16 protein-coding genes are annotated in these 17,994 nt (G+C 67.0%); 8 read left to right on the top strand and 8 right to left on the bottom strand.

Annotation, left to right across the window (positions count from 1 at the left end; genetic code table 11):
* Positions 1 to 123 precede the first annotated feature (123 nt).
* A complete protein-coding gene (locus ACVXZ4_RS12360; RefSeq protein ID WP_461795138.1) occupies positions 124 to 1,542 on the top strand; it encodes an MFS transporter in 1,419 nt (472 codons plus the stop codon).
* Between the two features lie 100 nt (positions 1,543 to 1,642).
* Positions 1,643 to 2,152, top strand: a complete 510-nt coding sequence (locus tag ACVXZ4_RS12355) for a GNAT family N-acetyltransferase (protein ID WP_461795137.1) — start codon at positions 1,643 to 1,645, stop codon at positions 2,150 to 2,152.
* Here ACVXZ4_RS12355 and ACVXZ4_RS12350 read toward each other — a convergent pair.
* Both ACVXZ4_RS12350 and ACVXZ4_RS12345 read right to left on the bottom strand, forming a co-directional pair.
* On the bottom strand, positions 2,149 to 2,502 hold the full coding sequence (locus ACVXZ4_RS12350) for a hypothetical protein (RefSeq protein WP_461795136.1): 354 nt from the start codon (positions 2,500 to 2,502) through the stop codon (positions 2,149 to 2,151). The genes ACVXZ4_RS12355 and ACVXZ4_RS12350 overlap by 4 nt on opposite strands.
* Before the next feature lie 61 nt (positions 2,503 to 2,563).
* Positions 2,564 to 2,920, bottom strand: a complete 357-nt coding sequence (locus ACVXZ4_RS12345) for a winged helix-turn-helix transcriptional regulator (RefSeq protein ID WP_461795135.1) — start codon at positions 2,918 to 2,920, stop codon at positions 2,564 to 2,566.
* Positions 2,921 to 3,003: 83 nt separating this feature from the next.
* Here ACVXZ4_RS12345 and ACVXZ4_RS12340 point away from each other — a divergent pair, with 83 nt between their 5' ends.
* Positions 3,004 to 3,618 (top strand): malonic semialdehyde reductase, encoded by a 615-nt coding sequence (locus tag ACVXZ4_RS12340; protein WP_461795134.1) that lies wholly within the window; start codon positions 3,004 to 3,006, stop codon positions 3,616 to 3,618.
* Positions 3,619 to 3,625: 7 nt separating this feature from the next.
* On the opposite strand, the gene hisN is transcribed toward ACVXZ4_RS12340, so the two are convergent.
* Genes hisN through aroA form a run of 3 tightly spaced genes read right to left on the bottom strand, consistent with a single transcriptional unit; the run spans position 3,626 to position 6,878 of the window.
* The gene (gene hisN / locus ACVXZ4_RS12335; RefSeq protein ID WP_461795133.1) at positions 3,626 to 4,426 is read right to left on the bottom strand and encodes a histidinol-phosphatase; all 801 of its coding nucleotides are present in this window, start codon (positions 4,424 to 4,426) and stop codon (positions 3,626 to 3,628) included.
* Between the two features lie 10 nt (positions 4,427 to 4,436).
* Complete coding sequence (gene rsgA, locus ACVXZ4_RS12330) at positions 4,437 to 5,474, bottom strand: ribosome small subunit-dependent GTPase A (RefSeq protein WP_461795132.1); 1,038 nt, start codon at positions 5,472 to 5,474, stop codon at positions 4,437 to 4,439.
* A gap of 3 nt (positions 5,475 to 5,477) precedes the next feature.
* The gene (gene aroA, locus ACVXZ4_RS12325; RefSeq protein ID WP_461795131.1) at positions 5,478 to 6,878 is read right to left on the bottom strand and encodes a 3-phosphoshikimate 1-carboxyvinyltransferase; all 1,401 of its coding nucleotides are present in this window, start codon (positions 6,876 to 6,878) and stop codon (positions 5,478 to 5,480) included.
* A gap of 198 nt (positions 6,879 to 7,076) precedes the next feature.
* Between aroA and ACVXZ4_RS12320 the strand changes: the two genes are divergently transcribed.
* Both ACVXZ4_RS12320 and ACVXZ4_RS12315 read left to right on the top strand, forming a co-directional pair.
* The gene (locus ACVXZ4_RS12320) at positions 7,077 to 7,796 is read left to right on the top strand and encodes a sigma-70 family RNA polymerase sigma factor (protein ID WP_461797978.1); all 720 of its coding nucleotides are present in this window, start codon (positions 7,077 to 7,079) and stop codon (positions 7,794 to 7,796) included.
* On the top strand, positions 7,793 to 8,035 hold the full coding sequence (locus ACVXZ4_RS12315) for an anti-sigma factor family protein (protein WP_185203112.1): 243 nt from the start codon (positions 7,793 to 7,795) through the stop codon (positions 8,033 to 8,035). Before ACVXZ4_RS12320 ends, ACVXZ4_RS12315 begins: the two co-directional genes overlap by 4 nt.
* A gap of 236 nt (positions 8,036 to 8,271) precedes the next feature.
* Here ACVXZ4_RS12315 and ACVXZ4_RS12310 read toward each other — a convergent pair whose 3' ends face one another.
* Positions 8,272 to 12,147, bottom strand: coding sequence for a multifunctional oxoglutarate decarboxylase/oxoglutarate dehydrogenase thiamine pyrophosphate-binding subunit/dihydrolipoyllysine-residue succinyltransferase subunit (locus ACVXZ4_RS12310; RefSeq protein ID WP_461795130.1), 3,876 nt, complete (start codon positions 12,145 to 12,147; stop codon positions 8,272 to 8,274).
* A 179-nt stretch (positions 12,148 to 12,326) separates the two neighbouring features.
* Here ACVXZ4_RS12310 and guaB1 point away from each other — a divergent pair, with 179 nt between their 5' ends.
* The 3 genes from guaB1 (at position 12,327) to ACVXZ4_RS12295 (ending at position 16,228) form a co-directional block, all read left to right on the top strand.
* Entirely contained in the window at positions 12,327 to 13,766 is a 1,440-nt protein-coding gene (guaB1, locus tag ACVXZ4_RS12305) for a GMP reductase (protein WP_461795129.1), read from the top strand.
* A 114-nt stretch (positions 13,767 to 13,880) separates the two neighbouring features.
* A complete protein-coding gene (locus ACVXZ4_RS12300; protein WP_461797977.1) occupies positions 13,881 to 15,191 on the top strand; it encodes a hemolysin family protein in 1,311 nt (436 codons plus the stop codon).
* Positions 15,188 to 16,228 (top strand): hemolysin family protein, encoded by a 1,041-nt coding sequence (locus ACVXZ4_RS12295; protein WP_461795128.1) that lies wholly within the window; start codon positions 15,188 to 15,190, stop codon positions 16,226 to 16,228. The genes ACVXZ4_RS12300 and ACVXZ4_RS12295 overlap by 4 nt, the downstream gene beginning before the upstream one ends.
* A 24-nt stretch (positions 16,229 to 16,252) precedes the next feature.
* Here the strand turns inward: ACVXZ4_RS12295 and ACVXZ4_RS12290 are convergent, their stop codons facing one another.
* Positions 16,253 to 17,338, bottom strand: coding sequence for an NADH:flavin oxidoreductase/NADH oxidase (locus tag ACVXZ4_RS12290; protein ID WP_461795127.1), 1,086 nt, complete (start codon positions 17,336 to 17,338; stop codon positions 16,253 to 16,255).
* A 2-nt stretch (positions 17,339 to 17,340) separates the two neighbouring features.
* Complete coding sequence (locus ACVXZ4_RS12285; RefSeq protein WP_461795126.1) at positions 17,341 to 17,976, bottom strand: HAD family hydrolase; 636 nt, start codon at positions 17,974 to 17,976, stop codon at positions 17,341 to 17,343.
* Positions 17,977 to 17,994: the final 18 nt, after the last annotated feature.

Here is a 17,994-nt window from a genome sequence, read left to right as displayed (position 1 = left end):
GCGCAACTGGTCATTGAGGCACCGGCGGTCTGCAGCAATACTCAGTGGAGCCCCGACCGCTCGCCACATCTGAGCGTGCGGTCCCATCGACAGGTGTCAGAGACGACACTGGAGGAGAGCGACATGAGCGTCAGCAGAAGCGCCGGAACCGTCCCGGGTTCCGGTACAGGGCAGCCGGGGAGCGGTGGACCGGCGGATGCCGTGACCAGCACCTCCGGACTTCGCAAGATCGTCGCGGCCTCCATGGCCGGCACGGTAGTCGAGTGGTACGAATTCTTCCTCTACGCCACCGCCGCAAGCCTCGTCTTCGGCACCTTCTTCTTCCCCAACGCGGGCACCCAGCTCGACGGCATCATCGCTGCCTTTCTCACCTACGCGGTAGGGTTCATCGCCCGGCCGATCGGCGGCATCGTCTTCGGCCAGATCGGCGACCGCCTCGGCCGCAAGCACACGCTGCAGGTGACGATCATCCTTGTGGGCGTCGCCACCTTCCTCATGGGCTGCCTGCCGGGCTACAACACCATCGGCTACTGGGCTCCGGCGCTCCTTGTCGCGCTGCGGTTCATCCAGGGATTCGCGGTCGGCGGAGAATGGGGCGGTGCCGTGCTGCTGGTCGCCGAGCACAGTCCCGACAAGTCGCGGGGGTTCTGGTCGAGCTGGCCGCAGGCCGCGGTGCCGGTCGGCAACCTGCTCGCAACCCTCGTGTTGCTCACGATGTCGTGGATCCTCCCCAACGACCAGTTCCTCAGCTGGGGATGGCGCGTCGCATTCTGGCTCTCCGCCGTGATCGTGGTGATCGGGTACTACATCCGGTCGCACGTCAACGAGGCGCCGATCTTCCTCGAGGCTCGCGCGCAGGTGGACGCCGAGAAGGCCGTCAGCTATGGCGTGACCGAGGTCCTGAAGAAATACCCGCGCGGGGTGCTCCAGGCGATGGGTCTGCGGTTCGCCGAGAACATCCTGTACTACATCATCGTGAGCTTCTCGATCGTGTATCTCGTGACGGTTCACCAGTACAACACCAGCCAGCTGCTGCTTGCCCTGTTGATCGCGCACGTCGTGCACTTCCTGGTGATCCCGCAGGTCGGTCGACTCTCCGACCGCTTCGGTCGCAAGCCGATCTATCTCACCGGCGCAGTGCTCGGGGCCACCTGGGCGTTCTTCGCCTTCCCGATGTTCGACACGCTGAACCCCGTGGTCATCGTGCTCGCCATCACGATCGGACTGATCTTCCACGCGTTCATGTACGCCGGCCAGCCGGCGATCATGTCTGAGATGTTCCCCACCCGCATGCGCTATTCCGGGGTCTCTCTCGGCTACCAGGTCACCTCGATCCTCGCCGGGTCGCTCGCCCCCATCATCGCTTCTGCGCTGCTGCAGCAGTACAAGTCGTGGGTGCCGGTGGCGATCTACATCGTGATCGCCTGCGTGATCACCGCCGCGACGGTGCTCACTCTTCGTGAGACCCGGGGCTCGTCGCTTCGTGAGGTGGATCTGGTGGATGCCCGCAAGCACGGCCTGGTGCCGGCCGGGGAACGCTGACACCTTCCTCCCATCGTGAGTTGCACTCTTCTGCGACCTGGACCACGGTCCGACCCGCGGAAGGGTGCAACTCGCGCGTGGCCCGGCCTACAGTGTCGGCATGGGTGAATCACCTGCGCGCCGGTACCTCCGCCTCGAGCTGGATTCCTTCCGCCCGCCGCCTCGGACGCCGGTCGCAACTCGAGTGATCACGGACGAACGATTCCTGCCGATCGCGGAGCTCATGGTGGAGGCCTACACCGCCACCATCGACTTCGAAGACGACAACGTCGACGACGCGCTGCGGGAGCTCTCCCTCTCAGCATCGGGGGAGTATGGGGAACCCCTCCGGCAGCACTGGCTCGAGGTGGTCCGGGACGACGGGTCGCCGTGCGCCGCTATCATCTGCACCCGGCTCTCCGGGATCCCGTTCGTCGCGTTCACCTTCACGAGTCACCGTGACACGGGCCGGGGGCTCGCGACAACGCTGGTGGCGGATGTCGCGGCCGCCCTCGAGGCCGAGGGCGAGACGTCGTTCAGCCTCGGCGTGACGGTGGGCAACCCCGCGGAGCGGATCTACGAGCGCCTGGGCTTCCGGGATGCGGAACGACCGCGGCAGAGGACCGACTAAGCGAAGATGCGGAAATCGAGCAGCTTGTAGACCGGCGTCAACACGGCGAGGAGCGGCGCGAGCAGGCGAAGCAGGTAGGTGATGACTGCCACGTGCACGAAGTCGCCGAAGGCGAAGAGCACGATGCCGATGAGAGCGAGGATCACGGCGGCGACCAGTCCGTTGGTGGTCTTGAGGAATGGGGCGGCGAATCCGACCGAGACGGCGAGGATGCCTATGTCTACGAGGAAGGCCCCGGTCTCGGCGTTCGGAGCGAGGTGCGAGACCGACCAGAGCGTGATCCCGATGGCCCAGCCGAGTACGAAGACCAGCCCGGCGATCGGCTTGGTGAGATCGCGTGATGCGGGCATGTTGAACGCTCCTTCTCGAAACAGTCGAACGGCCGACCGAGTCGATCTTATCGCGGCTCCGTTAGGGTGATTGCGCCGGCGCCTTCGCGAGGTTGTTGCTCGCCCAGGCGGCGAGTTCGTCGAGCGCTGGAAGCAATGCGAGACCCGATGCGGTGAGGCAGTACGAGACGGAGACCGGTGGTCCGGCATCCACTGCCCGCTCGACGATACCGGCGCCGGCCAGCTCCGTCAGCCGTTCGGACAACACTGAATCACTGATGCCGTTGACAGCTCGCTTGAGTTCGGAGAATCCCGAAGAGCCGTTACTGAGGGTCCCGAGGATGACGCCATTCCAGCGCTTCCCGAGGAAGTCGAAGGCACGGGCGAGCGCGGAGTCGCACATTCTCGCATCGCGGGCGACGGTGATCGATTCGGGCATGAGCCCTAGTGTAGCGTGCTACGGTAATGCGAGTCACTTCGATTTTACTAGTGACCCCCTCAGACCGTTCGAATGGAGTCTCAATGACCATCTCCTCCGCCCCGACCCTCGACCCCCTGAGCGACGCGGGTCGCTCGCTGCTCTTCACCGAGGCACGCACGGCCAATACCTTCTCCGATGTGCCAGTCACCGATGAGGAGCTCGTGGGCATCTGGGACCTCGCCAAGTGGGCACCCACCTCCGCAAACCTGCAGCCGCTCCGGGTGCTCTTCGTCAACAGCGCCGAGGGTCGCGCCCGTCTGGTCGAGCACATGAGCGAGGGCAACAGGGCCAAGACGCTCGCCGCTCCCGCCGTCGCTGTGCTCGCCCTCGACTCCCGTTTCCACGAGCACGCGCCGACAGTCATGCCGTTCATGCCTCAGTTGCAGGACGTCTTCGAGTCGAATGAGGACGCGCGTTCCGGCTCGGCCAAGCTGAATTCCGCACTTCAGGCCGGCTACTTCGTCCTCGCCGTGCGCGCCCAGGGACTCGCCGCCGGCCCGATGACCGGCTTCGATGCAGCCGCCGTCGACGCGGACTTCTTCCCTGACGGCCGCCTGCAGTCGTTCATGGTCGTCAACATCGGTCATCCCGGAGAGGGCGCGTTCCGCGACCGCCTGCCGCGCCTGGATGCCACGCAGGTCGTCGAATTCGCCTAGGCCCCTGTCAGGCCAGCGCCGCGACCACCCGGTCGTGGAGCAGGCCGTTGCTTGCGAGGGCGGAGCCGTGCCATGGCCCGTCCTCGCCCTCGACCGACGTGAAGGTGCCCCCGGCCTCCTGCACGATCGGCACGAGGGCAGCGATGTCGTAGACCTGCATGTCGTACTCGCCCGATACCTCGAGCAGGCCCTCGGCCACCATCATGTACGGCCACATGTCGCCGTAGTCGCGGGTGCGCCACGCCTCGCGGGCCAGCTGCATCAGCTGGGGTAGTTTGCCCGCGTCCTCCCAGCGCGTCAATCCGCTCAGGCTGATTGAGGCATCCGCCAGCTGCGCCACCTTGGACACGTGGATGCGGCGTGCCTGGTGGGAATCGACCGAACCGATTCCCTCATCGACGAATGCCCCGTGGCCGGTCGCACCCCACCAGCGAGAACCGAGAGCGGGGGCGCTGACCACCCCGACCACGGGAACGCCGTCGATGGCGAGCGCGATGAGAGTGGCCCAGATCGGAACGCCCCGCACATAGTTCTTGGTGCCGTCGATGGGGTCGATGATCCATTGGCGGGACGAGTCGCCCTGCAGGCCGAACTCCTCGCCGCGCACGGAGTCGCCCGGCCGACTGTCGGCGATCGCCGCACGCAGGGCGGTCTCAACCGCCCGGTCGGCATCCGAAACCGGGGTCATGTCGGGCTTGGTGGTGACCACGAGGTCGACGGAGCGGAAGCGATCCATCGAGATGGCATCGGCCATGTCGGCGAGTTCACGAGCGAGTTGAAGGTCGGAGGCACGCGAGTATTCGGTCACGACTGCAAGGTTAGGGCAGGCCCCCGCTGAGCGAGGCCAGAAGGCGTTGGAACGAATCGAGCCGAAGTTTTCCGGATTCGCCGAGTTCTCCCGCGGCCACCCGTTCGTTCATCGCGCAGTCGGGAGCATCGGGCAGGTGCGTGCACCCGCGGGGGCAGTCCTCGGCGATGGCGGCCAGATCGGTGAATGCCCGCAGGATGTTTTCGGTTTTCACGTGGCCGAGGCCGAAGGAGCGCACGCCGGGGGTGTCGACGACCCAGCCGGTTCCCACCCGGTAGGAGATGGTGGATGACGAGGTGTGGCGGCCGCGCCCGGTGACACTGTTCACCCGACCGATCGCCCGGTTCGCGTCGGGGACCAGCGCATTGACGAGAGTGGATTTGCCGACGCCGGAGTGGCCGACCGCGACCGTCGTGTGGCCCTCGAGCAGAGCCGCGATCTCGGCGGTGGGCATGGACCCGATCCCGCTGCGAACGACCGTGATGCCGAGACCCTCGAAGTTGGCGAGGAACTCGGTGGGGTCGGCGAGGTCGGTTTTCGTGATGCAGAGGATGGGCGTGAGCCCGGCGTCGAAGGCCGCCACCAGGTAGCGGTCCACCAGCCTCGGGCGCGGCTCCGGGTTGGCCGCTGCCACGACGATCAGCATCTGATCGGCGTTCGCCACGATGATGCGCTCGACCTCGTCCGAGTCATCCGCACTGCGTCGCAGCACCGTGGTGCGCGGCTGGATGCGCACGATCCGCGTGAGGGTGCCCTCGTCGCCCGAGGTGTCACCGACGAGGTCGACGTAGTCCCCGGTGACGATCGGCTGCTTTCGCAGTTCGCTCGCCCGCGATGCGAGCGCAGCGTGCTCGTCGGCGGTGCCCTCGCCGACGATCACGGAGTACCGGCCGCGGTCGACGGTGAAGACCCGCCCCGTGACGGCATCGGTGTGCTCCGGACGGATCTTGGTTCGCGCGCGGTTACCCTTGGGGTTCGGGCGATTGCGTGCCTCGTAGTCGGCGTACTTGTCGTCGTCTTCGTCGTCGTCCTCGGTGAGCCAGCTCATGGGTCAGATCAGATCGAGCGGATCGGAGGACCGCGCGTGCCGGCCAAGCAGCGGTCCCGCCCAGAGTTCGGGAAACTGGGGAAGGGTCTTCGCAGTGGTGGCGATGTCGTCGACGAGCACCCCGTCGACGGCCAGTCCGATGATGGCGCCGGCCGTCGCCATCCGGTGGTCTTCGTAGCTGTGCCAGAGTCCGCCGTGCAGGACACGTGGGCGGATGACGAGACCGTCGTCCGTCTCGGTCACGTCACCGCCGAGACCATTGATCTCCGCGGCGAGGGCCGCGAGCCTGTCCGTCTCGTGACCGCGGAGGTGGGCGATGCCGGTGAGCACGGTTTCGCCGTCGGCAAGGGCCGCGAGCGCGGCGATGGTGGGAGCGAGTTCGCTGGCATTGTCGAGACGGATGCCGCGCAGACCGCCCGTGCCGGTGACGGTGAGCTCGCCGAGGCCGTCACCGGTCGTGACGACGGACACGTCGCCCCCCATGTCGGCGAGGATGGTGGCCATCTCCGCCCCGACCTGCGTCGTGCGGGTCGGCCAGCCGGTGATCGTCACCGAGCCTCCGGCGACGAGCGCTGCTCCGAGGAACGGGCCGGCGTTGGAGAGATCGGGCTCGATCGCGATGTCGATGCCGGCGATCGGGCCGGGTGGCACGATCCAGACACCGGGCTCCGGGTTCTCAACGGTCACGCCCCGGCGCGCGAGGGTCGCGATCGTCATGTCGATGTGAGCGAGGCTCGGCAGCCCGTCACCGATGTGTCGCAGGGTGAGGCCGTCCGTGAAGCGCGCTCCGGCCAAAAGCAACCCGGAGACAAACTGACTCGACGCGGAGGCATCGATCTCGATCTCCCCGCCAGCGACGGAGCCGGTTGCGTACAGGCTGAACGGGAGCTTTCCACGGCCGTCGTCGCTGACATCCACGCCGAGTGCCCGAAGCGAGTCGATGGTGGTGCGCATCGGCCGCTTGCGCGCAGATTCGTCGCCGTCGAAGGCGACCGGGCCGAGCGCGAGGGCCGCGACCGGCGGGAGGAACCGCATCACAGTGCCGGCAAGCCCGCAGTCGATGGAAGTGCCGCCGGAGAGCTCGCCGGGGGTGATCAGAAGGTCGGGCCCGAACGGGGAATCGCCCGGCAGCTCGACGATGCTGGTACCGAGCGCTCGGAGGGCCTGGATCATCAGCGCGGTGTCGCGGGAGTGCAGAGGAGCCCTCAGGGTAGACGGGCCGCTCGCGATCGCGGAGAGCACGAGTTCACGATTGGTCAGGGACTTCGACCCGGGCAGCGCGAGCCGCGCCGACAGCGGTCCGGTGGCGACCGGTGCGACCCATGGGCCGGGTTCGCCGCCCACGATGAGACCCTCGTCGCCGAAGGGGTTGAACTCTGGGCCGGAATACTTGAATACGTGCATCGGTTACTAAGGGTATCGGCACCATCGCCCCCGAAGGGCGGCGGCCGAAGAAGAGGATGCCCCGTGTCAGTAGTGCTCGATCGCCCCCCGGTGCGCGGGGTCCCGCTGCGCGTCCGCCGGCAGCTCGGCGTCGTGCCATTCGGAGGCCAGCCCGCCGGCCAGGTCACCCGCACGGGCGGCGAAGTAAGCTTGTCGGCGATGACAACTTCGAAGGATGACACCGCGCCCGCCGAGTCGGAAGCCGTCGCATCCGTGTCCGCAGCCCCAGAGCCCGCGCTTGCCGGGCCCGTCCTCGACGAGCCGGAGGCTCCGGTCGTCGACGTGCGCACGCTCTTCGAAGCGCAGGCGATCCCGTTCATGGACCAGCTCTACGCCGCGGGCCTGCGCATGACGCGCAATCCGTCCGATGCTGCCGACCTTGTGCAGGAGACCTTCGTCAAGGCGTTCGCGGCGTTCGCGCAGTTCCAGCAGGGCACCAACCTCAAGGCCTGGCTGTACCGCATCCTCACCAACACCTTCATCAACAACTACCGCAAGAAGCAGCGCGATCCCTACCAGGGCACCATCGACGAACTCGAGGACTGGCAGCTCGGCGGTGCCGAATCGGTGACCCAGGGGCGTTCGACCCGTTCGGCCGAGGCAGAGGCGATCGATCATCTGCCCGACAGCGCGGTCAAGGATGCCCTCCAGGCCATCCCGGAGGACTTCCGGATGGCCGTCTACTTCGCCGATGTCGAGGGCTTCTCCTACCAGGAGATCGCCGACATCATGAAGACCCCGGTGGGGACCGTAATGAGCCGCCTGCATCGTGGCAGGCGGATGCTGCGGGACCTGCTTTCCGAGTACGCGCTCGAACGAGGCATCAACACCTCCGGCACGCGTGCCCAACCCGCCACTGCTGGGAGCAAGAAGAAATGACCGACTGCGGATGCGACAAGGCGAAAGCCGAACTCGAAGAGTACCTGCACAACGAACTGGCCAAGGCGGATGCCGCGGACATCGCCGAGCACATCGCCAACTGCGACGACTGCACCGGTGAGGCCCACGTGGGCATCGTCCTGACCCAGGCCGTCCAGCGAGCCTGCCGCGAGACAGCGCCGAGCGACCTCCGCGACCAGGTGCTGCTCACGCTGCGCACCCTGCAGTCGAACCACTAACGCCTCGCGGGTAGCCCCCCACCGCGTCCCCCGACTTTCCTGTCGCAAATGCAGGACTGAGTGTGACTGCTGTGACGGGTGAGCCACAGCTGCCCCTCTGGTATCAGGGAGTCCTGCATTTCACGCGGGGGACGGAGGGCGAGGCAGGGGCATTGCCCACGGCCTGCACCCCTTGTGCCGAGATGGCCGCCACCCCAGGGTGGCGGCCATCTCGGCGCGACTGCCGCACCGTGCTGCTAGCGCACCGTGAGGGCGTGGTCCATCAGGTCGACGAGTTCCTGGGCGCTGCGCTTGGCCGAGCCGGTGGCGGGACTCGCGGATGCCGGACGCGAGGCGACCGAGATCGTGCGGCCGGCAGTCAGGCGCTTCGCCAGCTCGAGGCAGATGAACGGCCAGGCGCCCATGTTCTCCGGCTCCTCCTGTGCCCAGACCAGCTCCGCATCCGGATACTGCTCGAGCACTGCGGTGAGCTGCTCCTGCGGAAGCGGGTAGTACTGCTCGAGCCGCACAAGCGCGACATCCTTCTGTTGGCGCTTCTCCACCTCGGCGAGCAGGTCGTAGTGGATCTTGCCGGCGTGCAGCACGACCCGCTTGACGGCGCTCTTGTCGGTGATGGAGGCGTCGTCGATGACCGGTTCGAACTTGCCGTTGGTGAACTCGGCGATGTCGCTGGTCGCGCCCCGCAGACGCAGCATCGCTTTCGGGGTGAAGACGATGAGCGGACGACGCGGGCGGGCGTAGGCCTGGCGGCGCAGCAGGTGGAAGTATGACGCCGGGGTCGACGGGCGGGCGACGGTCATGTTGTTCTCGGCGCAGAGCTGCAGGTAGCGCTCGATCCGGGCGGACGAGTGGTCCGGGCCCTGGCCCTCGTAGCCGTGCGGCAGCAGCAGCACGACGCTCGAACGCTGGCCCCACTTCTGCTCGGCACTCGAGATGAACTCGTCGATGATGATCTGAGCACCGTCGGCGAAGTCGCCGAACTGGGCCTCCCAGAGCACCAGCGCGTCGGCTCGCTCGACCGAGTAACCGTACTCGAAGCCCATTGCTGCGTACTCGCTCAGCAGGGTGTCGTAGATCCAGAACCGGGCCTGGTTGTCACTGAGGTTGCCAAGCGGCAGCCATTCCTGCCCGTTCATGCGGTCGTGAAGCACCGCGTGGCGCTGCACGAAGGTGCCGCGCCGTGTGTCCTGCCCGGCCATCCGAACGGGTGTGCCCTCGAGCAGCAGTGAACCGAGCGCGAGCAATTCGCCGAAGCCCCAGTCGATCGAACCGCTCCGGCTCATCTCGGTGCGCTTCTTGAGCAGCTGCTGGAGCTTCGGATGCACCGTGAACCCGGCAGGCGGGTTGTCGTGGGCGTCTCCAATGGCGGTGATCACGGCATCGCTCACCGCGGTCGAGGTCGGCTCGCCGGAGCGGTCGTCCTGCTGGGACCCGGGGCGCTCAAGATCGGCGACCGCATTTCCATCCGCGGTGATGATCGGCATGGAGCCGGTCTGCGCGGCATGCGTCTCGGCGAATGCGCGCTCCAGGCGATCCTGGAAGTCGGCGTGCGCCGCGTCGTATTCCTCCTGCGTGATGTCGCCGCGACCGACGAGGGCCTCAACGTAGAGGGTGCGCACGCTGCGCTTGGCCTCGATGAGGTTGTACATCAACGGCTGGGTCATCGACGGGTCGTCGCCCTCGTTGTGACCGCGACGGCGGTAGCAGATGAGGTCGATGACGACGTCCTTGTGGAACTTCTGGCGGTACGCGAAGGCGAGCTCCGCCACACGGATGACCGCTTCCGGGTCGTCGCCGTTCACATGGAAGATCGGGGCCTGGATCGTCTTCGCGACATCCGTGGAGTAGATCGAGGTACGACCCTCCCCGGGAGGGGTCGTGAAGCCGACCTGGTTGTTGATGTTAACGTGCACGGTGCCGCCGGTACGGTAGGCCCGCAACTGCGACATCTGCAGGATCTCCGCGACGATGCCCTGGCCGGCCATCGCGGCGTCGCCGTGCACCATCACCGGCAGCACGCTGAAGGTGCCGATCGGCTTGCGGTCCTGTTTCGCGCGCACGATGCCCTCGAGCACCCCGTCGACGGCTTCGAGGTGGGAAGGGTTGGCGGCGAGGTAGACCGGGATCTGGTCGCCCTTCGCGCTGGTGAAGGTGCCCTCGGTACCGAGATGGTACTTGACGTCACCGGAGCCCTGCACGGTGCGCGGGTCCTGGGTGCCCTCGAATTCACGGAAGATCTGGCCGTAGGTCTTGCCCGCGATGTTGGTGAGCACGTTGAGGCGCCCGCGGTGGGCCATTCCGATGGCCACCTCGTCGAGGTCGGCCTCGGCCGCACCCTGGAGCAGGGCATCGAGCAGGGCGATGGTGGATTCGCCGCCCTCGAGGCTGAATCGCTTCTGGCCGACGTACTTGGTCTGCAGGAAGGTCTCGAAGGCCTCGGCCTCGTTCAGCTTGCCGAGGATGCGCAGTTGCTCGTCCTTGGTGGGCTTCGTGTAGACCTTCTCCACGTGCTCCTGGATCCAGGCGCGCTGGCCCGGGTCCTGGATGTGCATGTACTCGATGCCGATCGTGCGGCAGTAGGAGTCGCGAAGCACACCGAGGATCTCGCGCAGCAGCGCGGCACGCTTGCCACCGAATCCACCCGTGACGAATTCGCGGTCCAGGTCCCAGAAGGTGAGGCCGTGGCTCGAGATGTCGAGGTCGGGATGGGTGCGCTGCTTGTATTCCAGCGGGTCGACATCCGCCATGAGGTGTCCGCGCACGCGGAACGAGTTGATGAGCTCCTGCACCCGGGCGGTCTTGCCCACCTGGTTGCCGAGATCCACGTGGATGTCGCTCGCCCAGTGGATCGGGTCGTAGGGGATTCGCAGGTCGGAGAAGATCGCGTTGTAGAACTCGCGCTGACCGATGAGAAGCTCGTGGACCTTCTTGAGGAACTCCCCGGAACCGGCACCCTGGATGACGCGGTGGTCGTAGGTGGAGGTGAGCGTGATCGTCTTGCCGATGCCGAGATCGGCGAGGGTAGTGAGAGACATCCCCTGGAACTCGGCCGGGTATTCGAGCGCGCCCGCGCCGATGATCGAGCCGGCTCCCTTCATCAGTCGCGGAACGGAGTGTTCCGTGCCGATGCCACCGGGGTTCGTGAGGGAGATCGTGTTGCCCGCGTAGTCCGCTGCGGTGAGCTTGTTGTTGCGCGCCCGGCTGACCACGTCTTCGTAGGCGATCAGGAACTCCCCGAAGCCCATCGTCTCGGTGTTCTTGATGCCGGGAACGAGCAGGGCGCGGGTGCCGTCGGGCTTCGGGATATCGATCGCGATGGCGAGGTTGATGTGCGCGGGGGCGACGACAGAGGGTTTGCCGTCGACCTCCTCGTAATAGACGTTCTGGCTCGGGAACTCCTTGAGCGTCTGCACGAGAGCCCAAGCGATGAGGTGGGTGAACGACACCTTGCCGCCGCGGGCGCGCTTGAGGTGGTTGTTGATCACGATGCGGTTGTCGATCATGAGCTTGGCCGGGATGGTGCGAACGCTCGTCGCCGTCGGCACGGTGAGGCTGGCGTCCATGTTCGCGGCGAGTGACTTCGACATGCCCTTGAGCGTGGAGACCACGTCCTGCGGCTCGGCGGTGGCAGCATCCGTCGTGGCGATCGGCGCGGTCTGCGGCGATGACGCGGGAGCCTGCGCGGGGATCGGCTGCGGTTTCGGCTGGATCGAAGTGGTTCGGGCGATCGGCTGCGAGCCGGTGGTGGTGGGCGGCTCGATAGGGGCGACCTCGACCGGCGCCGGCGGCGAAGAGGGGGCAGTGGGGGCCGGGGCTGCAGGAGCGGGGGCGGCATCGACCGGTGCTTGCGGTGCGACCGGCTCGGCCGGAGCGGCTGGCTCGGCCGGAGCGCTCGGCTCGGCGGGAGCCGTGGGTGGGGTCGGTGCCGGGGGAGTCGAGGAGGCCTCGACCGTGGTCTGGTGGTAGCTCTCGAGGATCGGCCACCACGACTGGTCTACCGAATTGCGGTCGACGATGAAGCGTTCGTACATCTCATCGACGAGCCATTCGTTCGCTCCGAATTCGCCGGAAGATCCATCCTCTGATGCCACTCCGGTCACTTGGCTAGACACAGCCGATCGCCCACTCTCTGTGAATCGTTTCGTGTCGATTCGTTCGTCGTCACTGATTGCATCGGTACTGATTGCATCGTGTCGCGGCCCGGTGTTCCACGCTGGCCACAGACGAATCAAGCTTAATCGCATCGGAGCGGCCATCCTGTCCCCGGCGGCGAGGGATTACCTTTAAAACTATGGAGTTTTACGAGACGACACCCCGGCACGATCTGACCTATTCCGATGTGTTCCTGGTGCCGAGCCACTCGGATGTGGGAAGTCGCCTCGCGGTGTCGCTCGCGCCAGAGGATGGCACGGGAGCCACCATCCCGATCGTCTCCGCGAACATGAATTCGGTCACCGGGCCGCGACTCGCCGCCACCCTCGCCCGGCGGGGAGGCCTCGGTGTACTGCCCCAGGATCTGCATCTGCAAGACCTCGATGCGGCCATCCGCTGGGTGAAGGCGCAGCCGGTGGCCTTCGACACCCCGCTGTTCCTGTTCGACAGCCAGACCGTCGCCGATGCGCTGCGCCAGATACCGCCTATCGGCGGGCACGGCATTGTGATCACCGACGACAAGGGCGTGTTCCTCGGCTGCATTCCGGCGATCCGCCTCGCAACGGCCCTTCCCGACGCCCGCCTGGGCGACCTGCTGCACGGGCGCCTGGCGTCGATCGACGCGGACGATGTGACGGATGCCCGCGCCGCGTTCGATCTGATGGTGGCGGCCGACCTCGAATTCGCCCCCGTCCTGCATCACGGTGCCGTCGTCGGCACGCTGAGTCGCACGAGTGCCCTGCGGTCCACCCTCTACCAGCCCGCCCTCGATGCGAACGGACGGCTGCGGGTCGCCGCGGCCGTCGGCATCAACGGGGATGTCGCTGGCAAGGCCGCAGCGCTCGCCGCCGCCGGAGTCGACGTGCTCGTGCTCGACACCGCGCACGGTCACCAAGAGGGGATGCTGCGCGCGATCCGCACCGTGAAAGCGCTCGGGCTGGCCGTGCCGATCGTGGCCGGGAACGTCGTGACGACCGCCGCCGTCAGGGATCTGGTCGCAGCGGGAGCGGACATCGTGAAGGTGGGGGTCGGTCCCGGCGCGATGTGCACGACGCGCATGATGACCGCCGTCGGCCGCCCGCAGTTCTCGGCGGTGCTGGAGACGGCCGAGGCCGCACGGGAACTCGGTGCCCAGGTGTGGGCCGACGGGGGAGTGCGGTACCCGCGGGACGTGGCGCTCGCGCTCGCCGCCGGGGCGGCATCCGTCATGATCGGATCCTGGTTCGCCGGCACCATCGAGGCACCGGGCACCCTGGAGACGGATGCCTCCGGCAGGCTCTATAAGGAGAGCTGGGGCATGGCGTCCACCAAGGCCGTTCATGACCGCTTCGATCGTCTCGACCCCTACGAGCTCGCGCGCAAGACCCTGTTCGCCGAGGGGATCTCCTCGTCGAAGATTTATCTCGACCCGCTGCGACCGTCGATTGAGGACCTGCTCGACATGATCACCTCTGGCGTGAGATCGTCACTCACCTACGCCGGAGCCGCGAATCTCGCGGAGTTCCACGAGCGTGCGCTGGTGGGCATCCAGTCTGCCGCGGGCTATGAAGAGGGCAAGGCGCTGCCGGTCAGCTGGTAGTCACGGTCGGTTGACGGGTGCCGTCCCGTACACTTGACCGAATAATGGACGACCCCCCTTCATGGCGCCCGTGCCCTCTCGCCGTCCGCGGTGATGCCCGTGTATGAGCTGATCATGCTCGGGGTCGGCCTCCTGCTCACCGTCGGCACCGGATTCTTCGTCGCCTCCGAGTTCTCGCTGGTGAACCTCAACCGGTCCGACCTCGAGTCGCGCGCCGCCCGTGGTGAGAAGCGCCTCGGCCTCACCATCGGCGCGCTCAAGATCACGTCGACCCACCTCTCGAGTGCGCAGCTGGGCATCACGCTCACCACGCTCCTCACCGGCTACACGATGGAACCCGCGATCGGAGGGCTTCTCGAAGGTCCTCTCGCGGGGCTCGGGCTCCCCACCGCGGTGACCAACGTCATCTCGTCGATCCTCGCCATCGTGTTGGCCACCCTGCTCTCGATGATCGTGGGCGAGCTGGTGCCGAAGAACTTTGCACTCGCCCTCCCCTTGCCGACCGCGAAACTCGTGATTCCCTTCCAGGTGGGGTTCACCGCGGTGTTCCGTCCCTTCGTGACCCTGCTCAACAACACGGCCAACGTGATCCTCCGCTCGGTGGGCATCGAACCGAAGGAGGAGCTTTCATCGGCGCGCACCGCGGAAGAGCTGCGGTCCCTGGTGCGCCGGTCGGCCACCGAGGGGAGCCTCGACCGCGACACGGCCACCCTCCTTGCCCGCACCCTGGTCTTCAGCGAGCACATCGCCGCCGACGTGATGACTCCGCGGCCGCGGGTATCGAGCGTCGACCGCACCGACTCCGCGCACACGGTGATCATGCTCGCCCAGCGCACCGGATTCTCGCGCTTCCCGGTTATCGACGACTCGATCGACGACGTCGTCGGGCTCGTGCACGTGAAGCAGGCCGTCGCCGTACCGCGCGGGAAGCGGGTGGATGTTCCGGTCTCGGCCCTGCAGTCCGAGGCGTTGCGCGTGCCGGAGACGATGAAGCTCGATGTACTGCTTGGCGAACTGCGCGGTCGCGGCTACCAGATGGCCGTCGTCGTCGACGAATACGGCGGGACCGCCGGAGTCGTCACGCTCGAAGACCTGGTGGAAGAGCTTGTCGGCGAGGTCGCCGACGAACACGATCGCACGCTCGCCGGCGTCGTGCGCTCGCGGGACTGGCTCACCTTCCCCGGAATGCTCCGCCCCGACGAACTGCTCGAGCGGGCGGATGTGGTGATCCCGGAAGAGGGACCCTACGAGACCGTAGGCGGCTTCATGATGAGCGAACTCGGGCGCCTGCCCCTCGTCGGCGACATCGTCGCTGTGGAGGGCGGAGAGTTCCGGGTCGAAAGGCTCGACGGGCGGCGCATCGATCGCGTGCGCTACACCCCCACCGCAGACCCCTCGGCGACCACAGACGGGGTGCCCTCATGAGCGACGGGTGGGGCATCGCCTGGCTGGTCATCCTGCTGCTGATCAACGGCTTCTTCGTCGGCGCGGAGTTCGCCGTCATCTCCGCACGACGCTCGCAGATCGAACCGCGGGCGGAGGCGGGGAGCCGCGCGGCGAAATCGACGCTCTACGCGATGGAACACGCGACCATGATGCTCGCGACCAGCCAGCTCGGAATCACCGTCTGCTCCCTGCTCATCCTCAACGTGTCTGAGCCGGCGATCCATCACCTGCTCGAGTACCCCCTCGCCCTCACCCACCTGCCCGAGGATGTGGTGGGCACGATCGCATTCATCATCGCGCTGGTCATCGTCTCGTTCCTTCACGTGGTGATCGGGGAGATGGTGCCCAAGAACCTGTCGTTCTCGGTGCCGGATCGCGCCGCGCTCATCCTCGCGCCGCCGCTGGTGTTCGTCTCGATGGTCTTCCGCCCGATCATCTACGCCCTCAACGCGACGGCGAACGGGGTGCTTCGCGCCTTCCGGGTGGAGCCGAAGAACGAGGCCAACAGCGCGTTCACGGTGGATGAGGTGGCGAATATCGTCGCTCAATCGACACGGGAGGGTGTGCTCACGGACACCATCGGAGCGCTCAACGCGGCCTTCGAATTCACCGAGAAGAAGGTGAAGGACATCGCCGTGGGGATGCCCCACCTGGTGAGCCTGTCCGAGGCGGCGACCCCGGCGGACGTCGAGCGTGCCGTCGCCCAGAACGGCTTCTCGCGCTACGTGCTCGTCAACGACGAGGGCGAACCCACCGGCTACCTGCACCTCAAGGACGTGCTCGACCTCGATGAGGCCGGCGAATTCGACGAGCCTGTGCCGCCGAAGCGTATCCGGCAGCTGATCTCGATCTTCCGCGGGATGGACCTGGAAGACGCGCTCGCAGCGATGCGTCGCTCCGGAGTGCACCTCGCGCGAGTCTTCGACGACTCCGGGCAGACCCGCGGCGTGCTGTTCCTCGAGGACATCATCGAGGAACTGGTCGGAGAGGTTCAGGACGCGACCCGTCGCGGCTGACCCCTTCCGGCGGAACGCATCGTCTCAGGCAGGCCATTTCGCCCGGAGGTACTGGGCGGGCCAGTAGTCCAGCTCGACGCCGAGCTCGTGGGCGGCGCGAAGCGGGAAGTGCGGGTCGCGCATGATCGCGCGGGCCAGCATCACGGCATCCGCCCGGCCGGAGGCGATGATCTCCTCGGCCTGCTGCGCCTCGGTGATGAGCCCGACGGCGCTCACCTCGACCGAGGAGGCGTGCTTCACGAAGTCCGCGAACGGCACCTGGTAGCCGGGGGCGAGCGGGATGTCGGTGCCGGAGACCAGACCGCCGGTCGAGATGTCGAAGAAGTCGGCACCGGCGTCCCGTGCCCAGTCGGCCACGGTCGCGGTCTGCTCCTGGTCCCAACCGCCCTCGGCCCAGTCGGTGGCGGAGAAGCGCACGAACAGCGCCGCGGCATCGCCGGCCTCGGCACGAACGGCTGCGATCACCTCGAGCAGCAGGCGGGCCCGGTTCTCGAGGCTGCCCCCGTATTCGTCGGTGCGGAGGTTGGACAGCGGCGAGAGGAACTGGTGCAGCAGGTAGCCGTGGGCGGCATGGAGTTCGAGCACATCGAACCCGGCGTCGAGGGAGCGGCGGGTGGCGGCGGCGAAGTCCGCGACGACGCCTTCGATGCCGGCACGATCGAGCTCTGTGGGCACCGCGTACCCGGAGAAGGCCACCGCCGACGGCGCGACCGCAGACCAGCCACCCTCGGATGCAGACACCGTGCCGCGCGCCGGAGCCCAGGGCCGCCAGGTGGAGGCCTTGCGTCCGGCATGGGCGAGCTGGATGCCGGCGACGGCTCCCTGGGCGTGGATGAATGCCACGATGCGCGACCAGGCGTCCCGCTGCTCGTCGGTGTAGATGCCGGTGTCCTCGGGGGAGATGCGCCCTTCTGGGCTCACGGCCGTCGCTTCGGTGATGACGAGTCCTGCGCCGCCCCGGGCGAACGCGCCCAGGTGCACGAGGTGCCAGTCCGTCGGCACACCGTCGTGCTTCTCCACCGAGTATTCGCACATCGGTGCGACCCAGAGTCGGTTGCGCATTGTGACGGAACGGACGGAAAACGGCGTGAAGAGGGCGGAGCTCGGCATGGTCACCTGTCTGCGATGGTGGAGAGGAAGCGGCGCAGTTCTGCGGCTCCGACGAAGTGGTGGCCGGTGATGCCGAGCGACACTGCGCCGTCGACATTGACCTGCTTGTTGTCAATGAAGACCATTTCGGCGCAGGATATTCCGAGTTCACCTGCGACCTCGAGATAGATGTCGGCCTCCGGCTTGAGCTTGAGCATCTCCGCGCTCACGAACATCCGCTCGAAGAACCGGGCGATGGGGGAGTACCGGAACGGACTCGCGAAGTCGAATCCGGCGTTGGAGAGAAGTGCGACACGGGTGCCTCCGGCGTGCAGGTCGGCGATCACGTCGAAGACCTCCGGGTCGACGCTGATCCACCCGGTGAAATCGGCGGCCCACAGCTCGTGGATGCGCGCCTCCGACCAGTGGGCGCCGGTGTCGGCGGCCACGAGCATCCAGTAGTCCCGGATGCTGGTGGTGCCGCGGTCGAGCCCGTCCCGGTGGGCGTCGTAGGCGGCTCGGAAGCGCTGAGGATCCACCCCGGCGAGCTCTTCGAGCGAAGCGCGTGCAGCCTCGCTCGGCGACCGGGAGATCACCTCGCCGTAGTCGAACACGACGACGCGGTCGGGAATGGACAGGGCGTGGGCGGTATCGGTCACGTCTTCCAAACTATCGTG

The organism is Lacisediminihabitans sp. FW035, from assembly GCF_054880895.1.
Note: the sequence above shows the minus strand (reverse complement) of the source record. Positions and strands in the feature narration are given on the sequence as shown.

Excerpts from the sequence above, each read along its gene's own strand:
- guaB1 (WP_461795129.1), top strand. The coding sequence starts at position 12,327 with ATGGAGTTTTACGAGACGACACCCCGGCACGATCTGACCTATTCCGAT.
- aroA (WP_461795131.1), bottom strand. The coding sequence starts at position 6,878 with ATGCACGTATTCAAGTATTCCGGCCCAGAGTTCAACCCCTTCGGCGAC.
- ACVXZ4_RS12360 (WP_461795138.1), top strand. The coding sequence starts at position 124 with ATGAGCGTCAGCAGAAGCGCCGGAACCGTCCCGGGTTCCGGTACAGGG.
- ACVXZ4_RS12345 (WP_461795135.1), bottom strand. The coding sequence starts at position 2,920 with ATGCCCGAATCGATCACCGTCGCCCGCGATGCGAGAATGTGCGACTCC.
- rsgA (WP_461795132.1), bottom strand. The coding sequence starts at position 5,474 with ATGAGCTGGCTCACCGAGGACGACGACGAAGACGACGACAAGTACGCC.
- ACVXZ4_RS12300 (WP_461797977.1), top strand. The coding sequence starts at position 13,881 with ATGCTCGGGGTCGGCCTCCTGCTCACCGTCGGCACCGGATTCTTCGTC.
- ACVXZ4_RS12355 (WP_461795137.1), top strand. The coding sequence starts at position 1,643 with ATGGGTGAATCACCTGCGCGCCGGTACCTCCGCCTCGAGCTGGATTCC.
- ACVXZ4_RS12315 (WP_185203112.1), top strand. The coding sequence starts at position 7,793 with ATGACCGACTGCGGATGCGACAAGGCGAAAGCCGAACTCGAAGAGTAC.
- ACVXZ4_RS12340 (WP_461795134.1), top strand. The coding sequence starts at position 3,004 with ATGACCATCTCCTCCGCCCCGACCCTCGACCCCCTGAGCGACGCGGGT.
- ACVXZ4_RS12295 (WP_461795128.1), top strand. The coding sequence starts at position 15,188 with ATGAGCGACGGGTGGGGCATCGCCTGGCTGGTCATCCTGCTGCTGATC.
- ACVXZ4_RS12350 (WP_461795136.1), bottom strand. The coding sequence starts at position 2,502 with ATGCCCGCATCACGCGATCTCACCAAGCCGATCGCCGGGCTGGTCTTC.
- ACVXZ4_RS12290 (WP_461795127.1), bottom strand. The coding sequence starts at position 17,338 with ATGCCGAGCTCCGCCCTCTTCACGCCGTTTTCCGTCCGTTCCGTCACA.
- ACVXZ4_RS12320 (WP_461797978.1), top strand. The coding sequence starts at position 7,077 with ATGACAACTTCGAAGGATGACACCGCGCCCGCCGAGTCGGAAGCCGTC.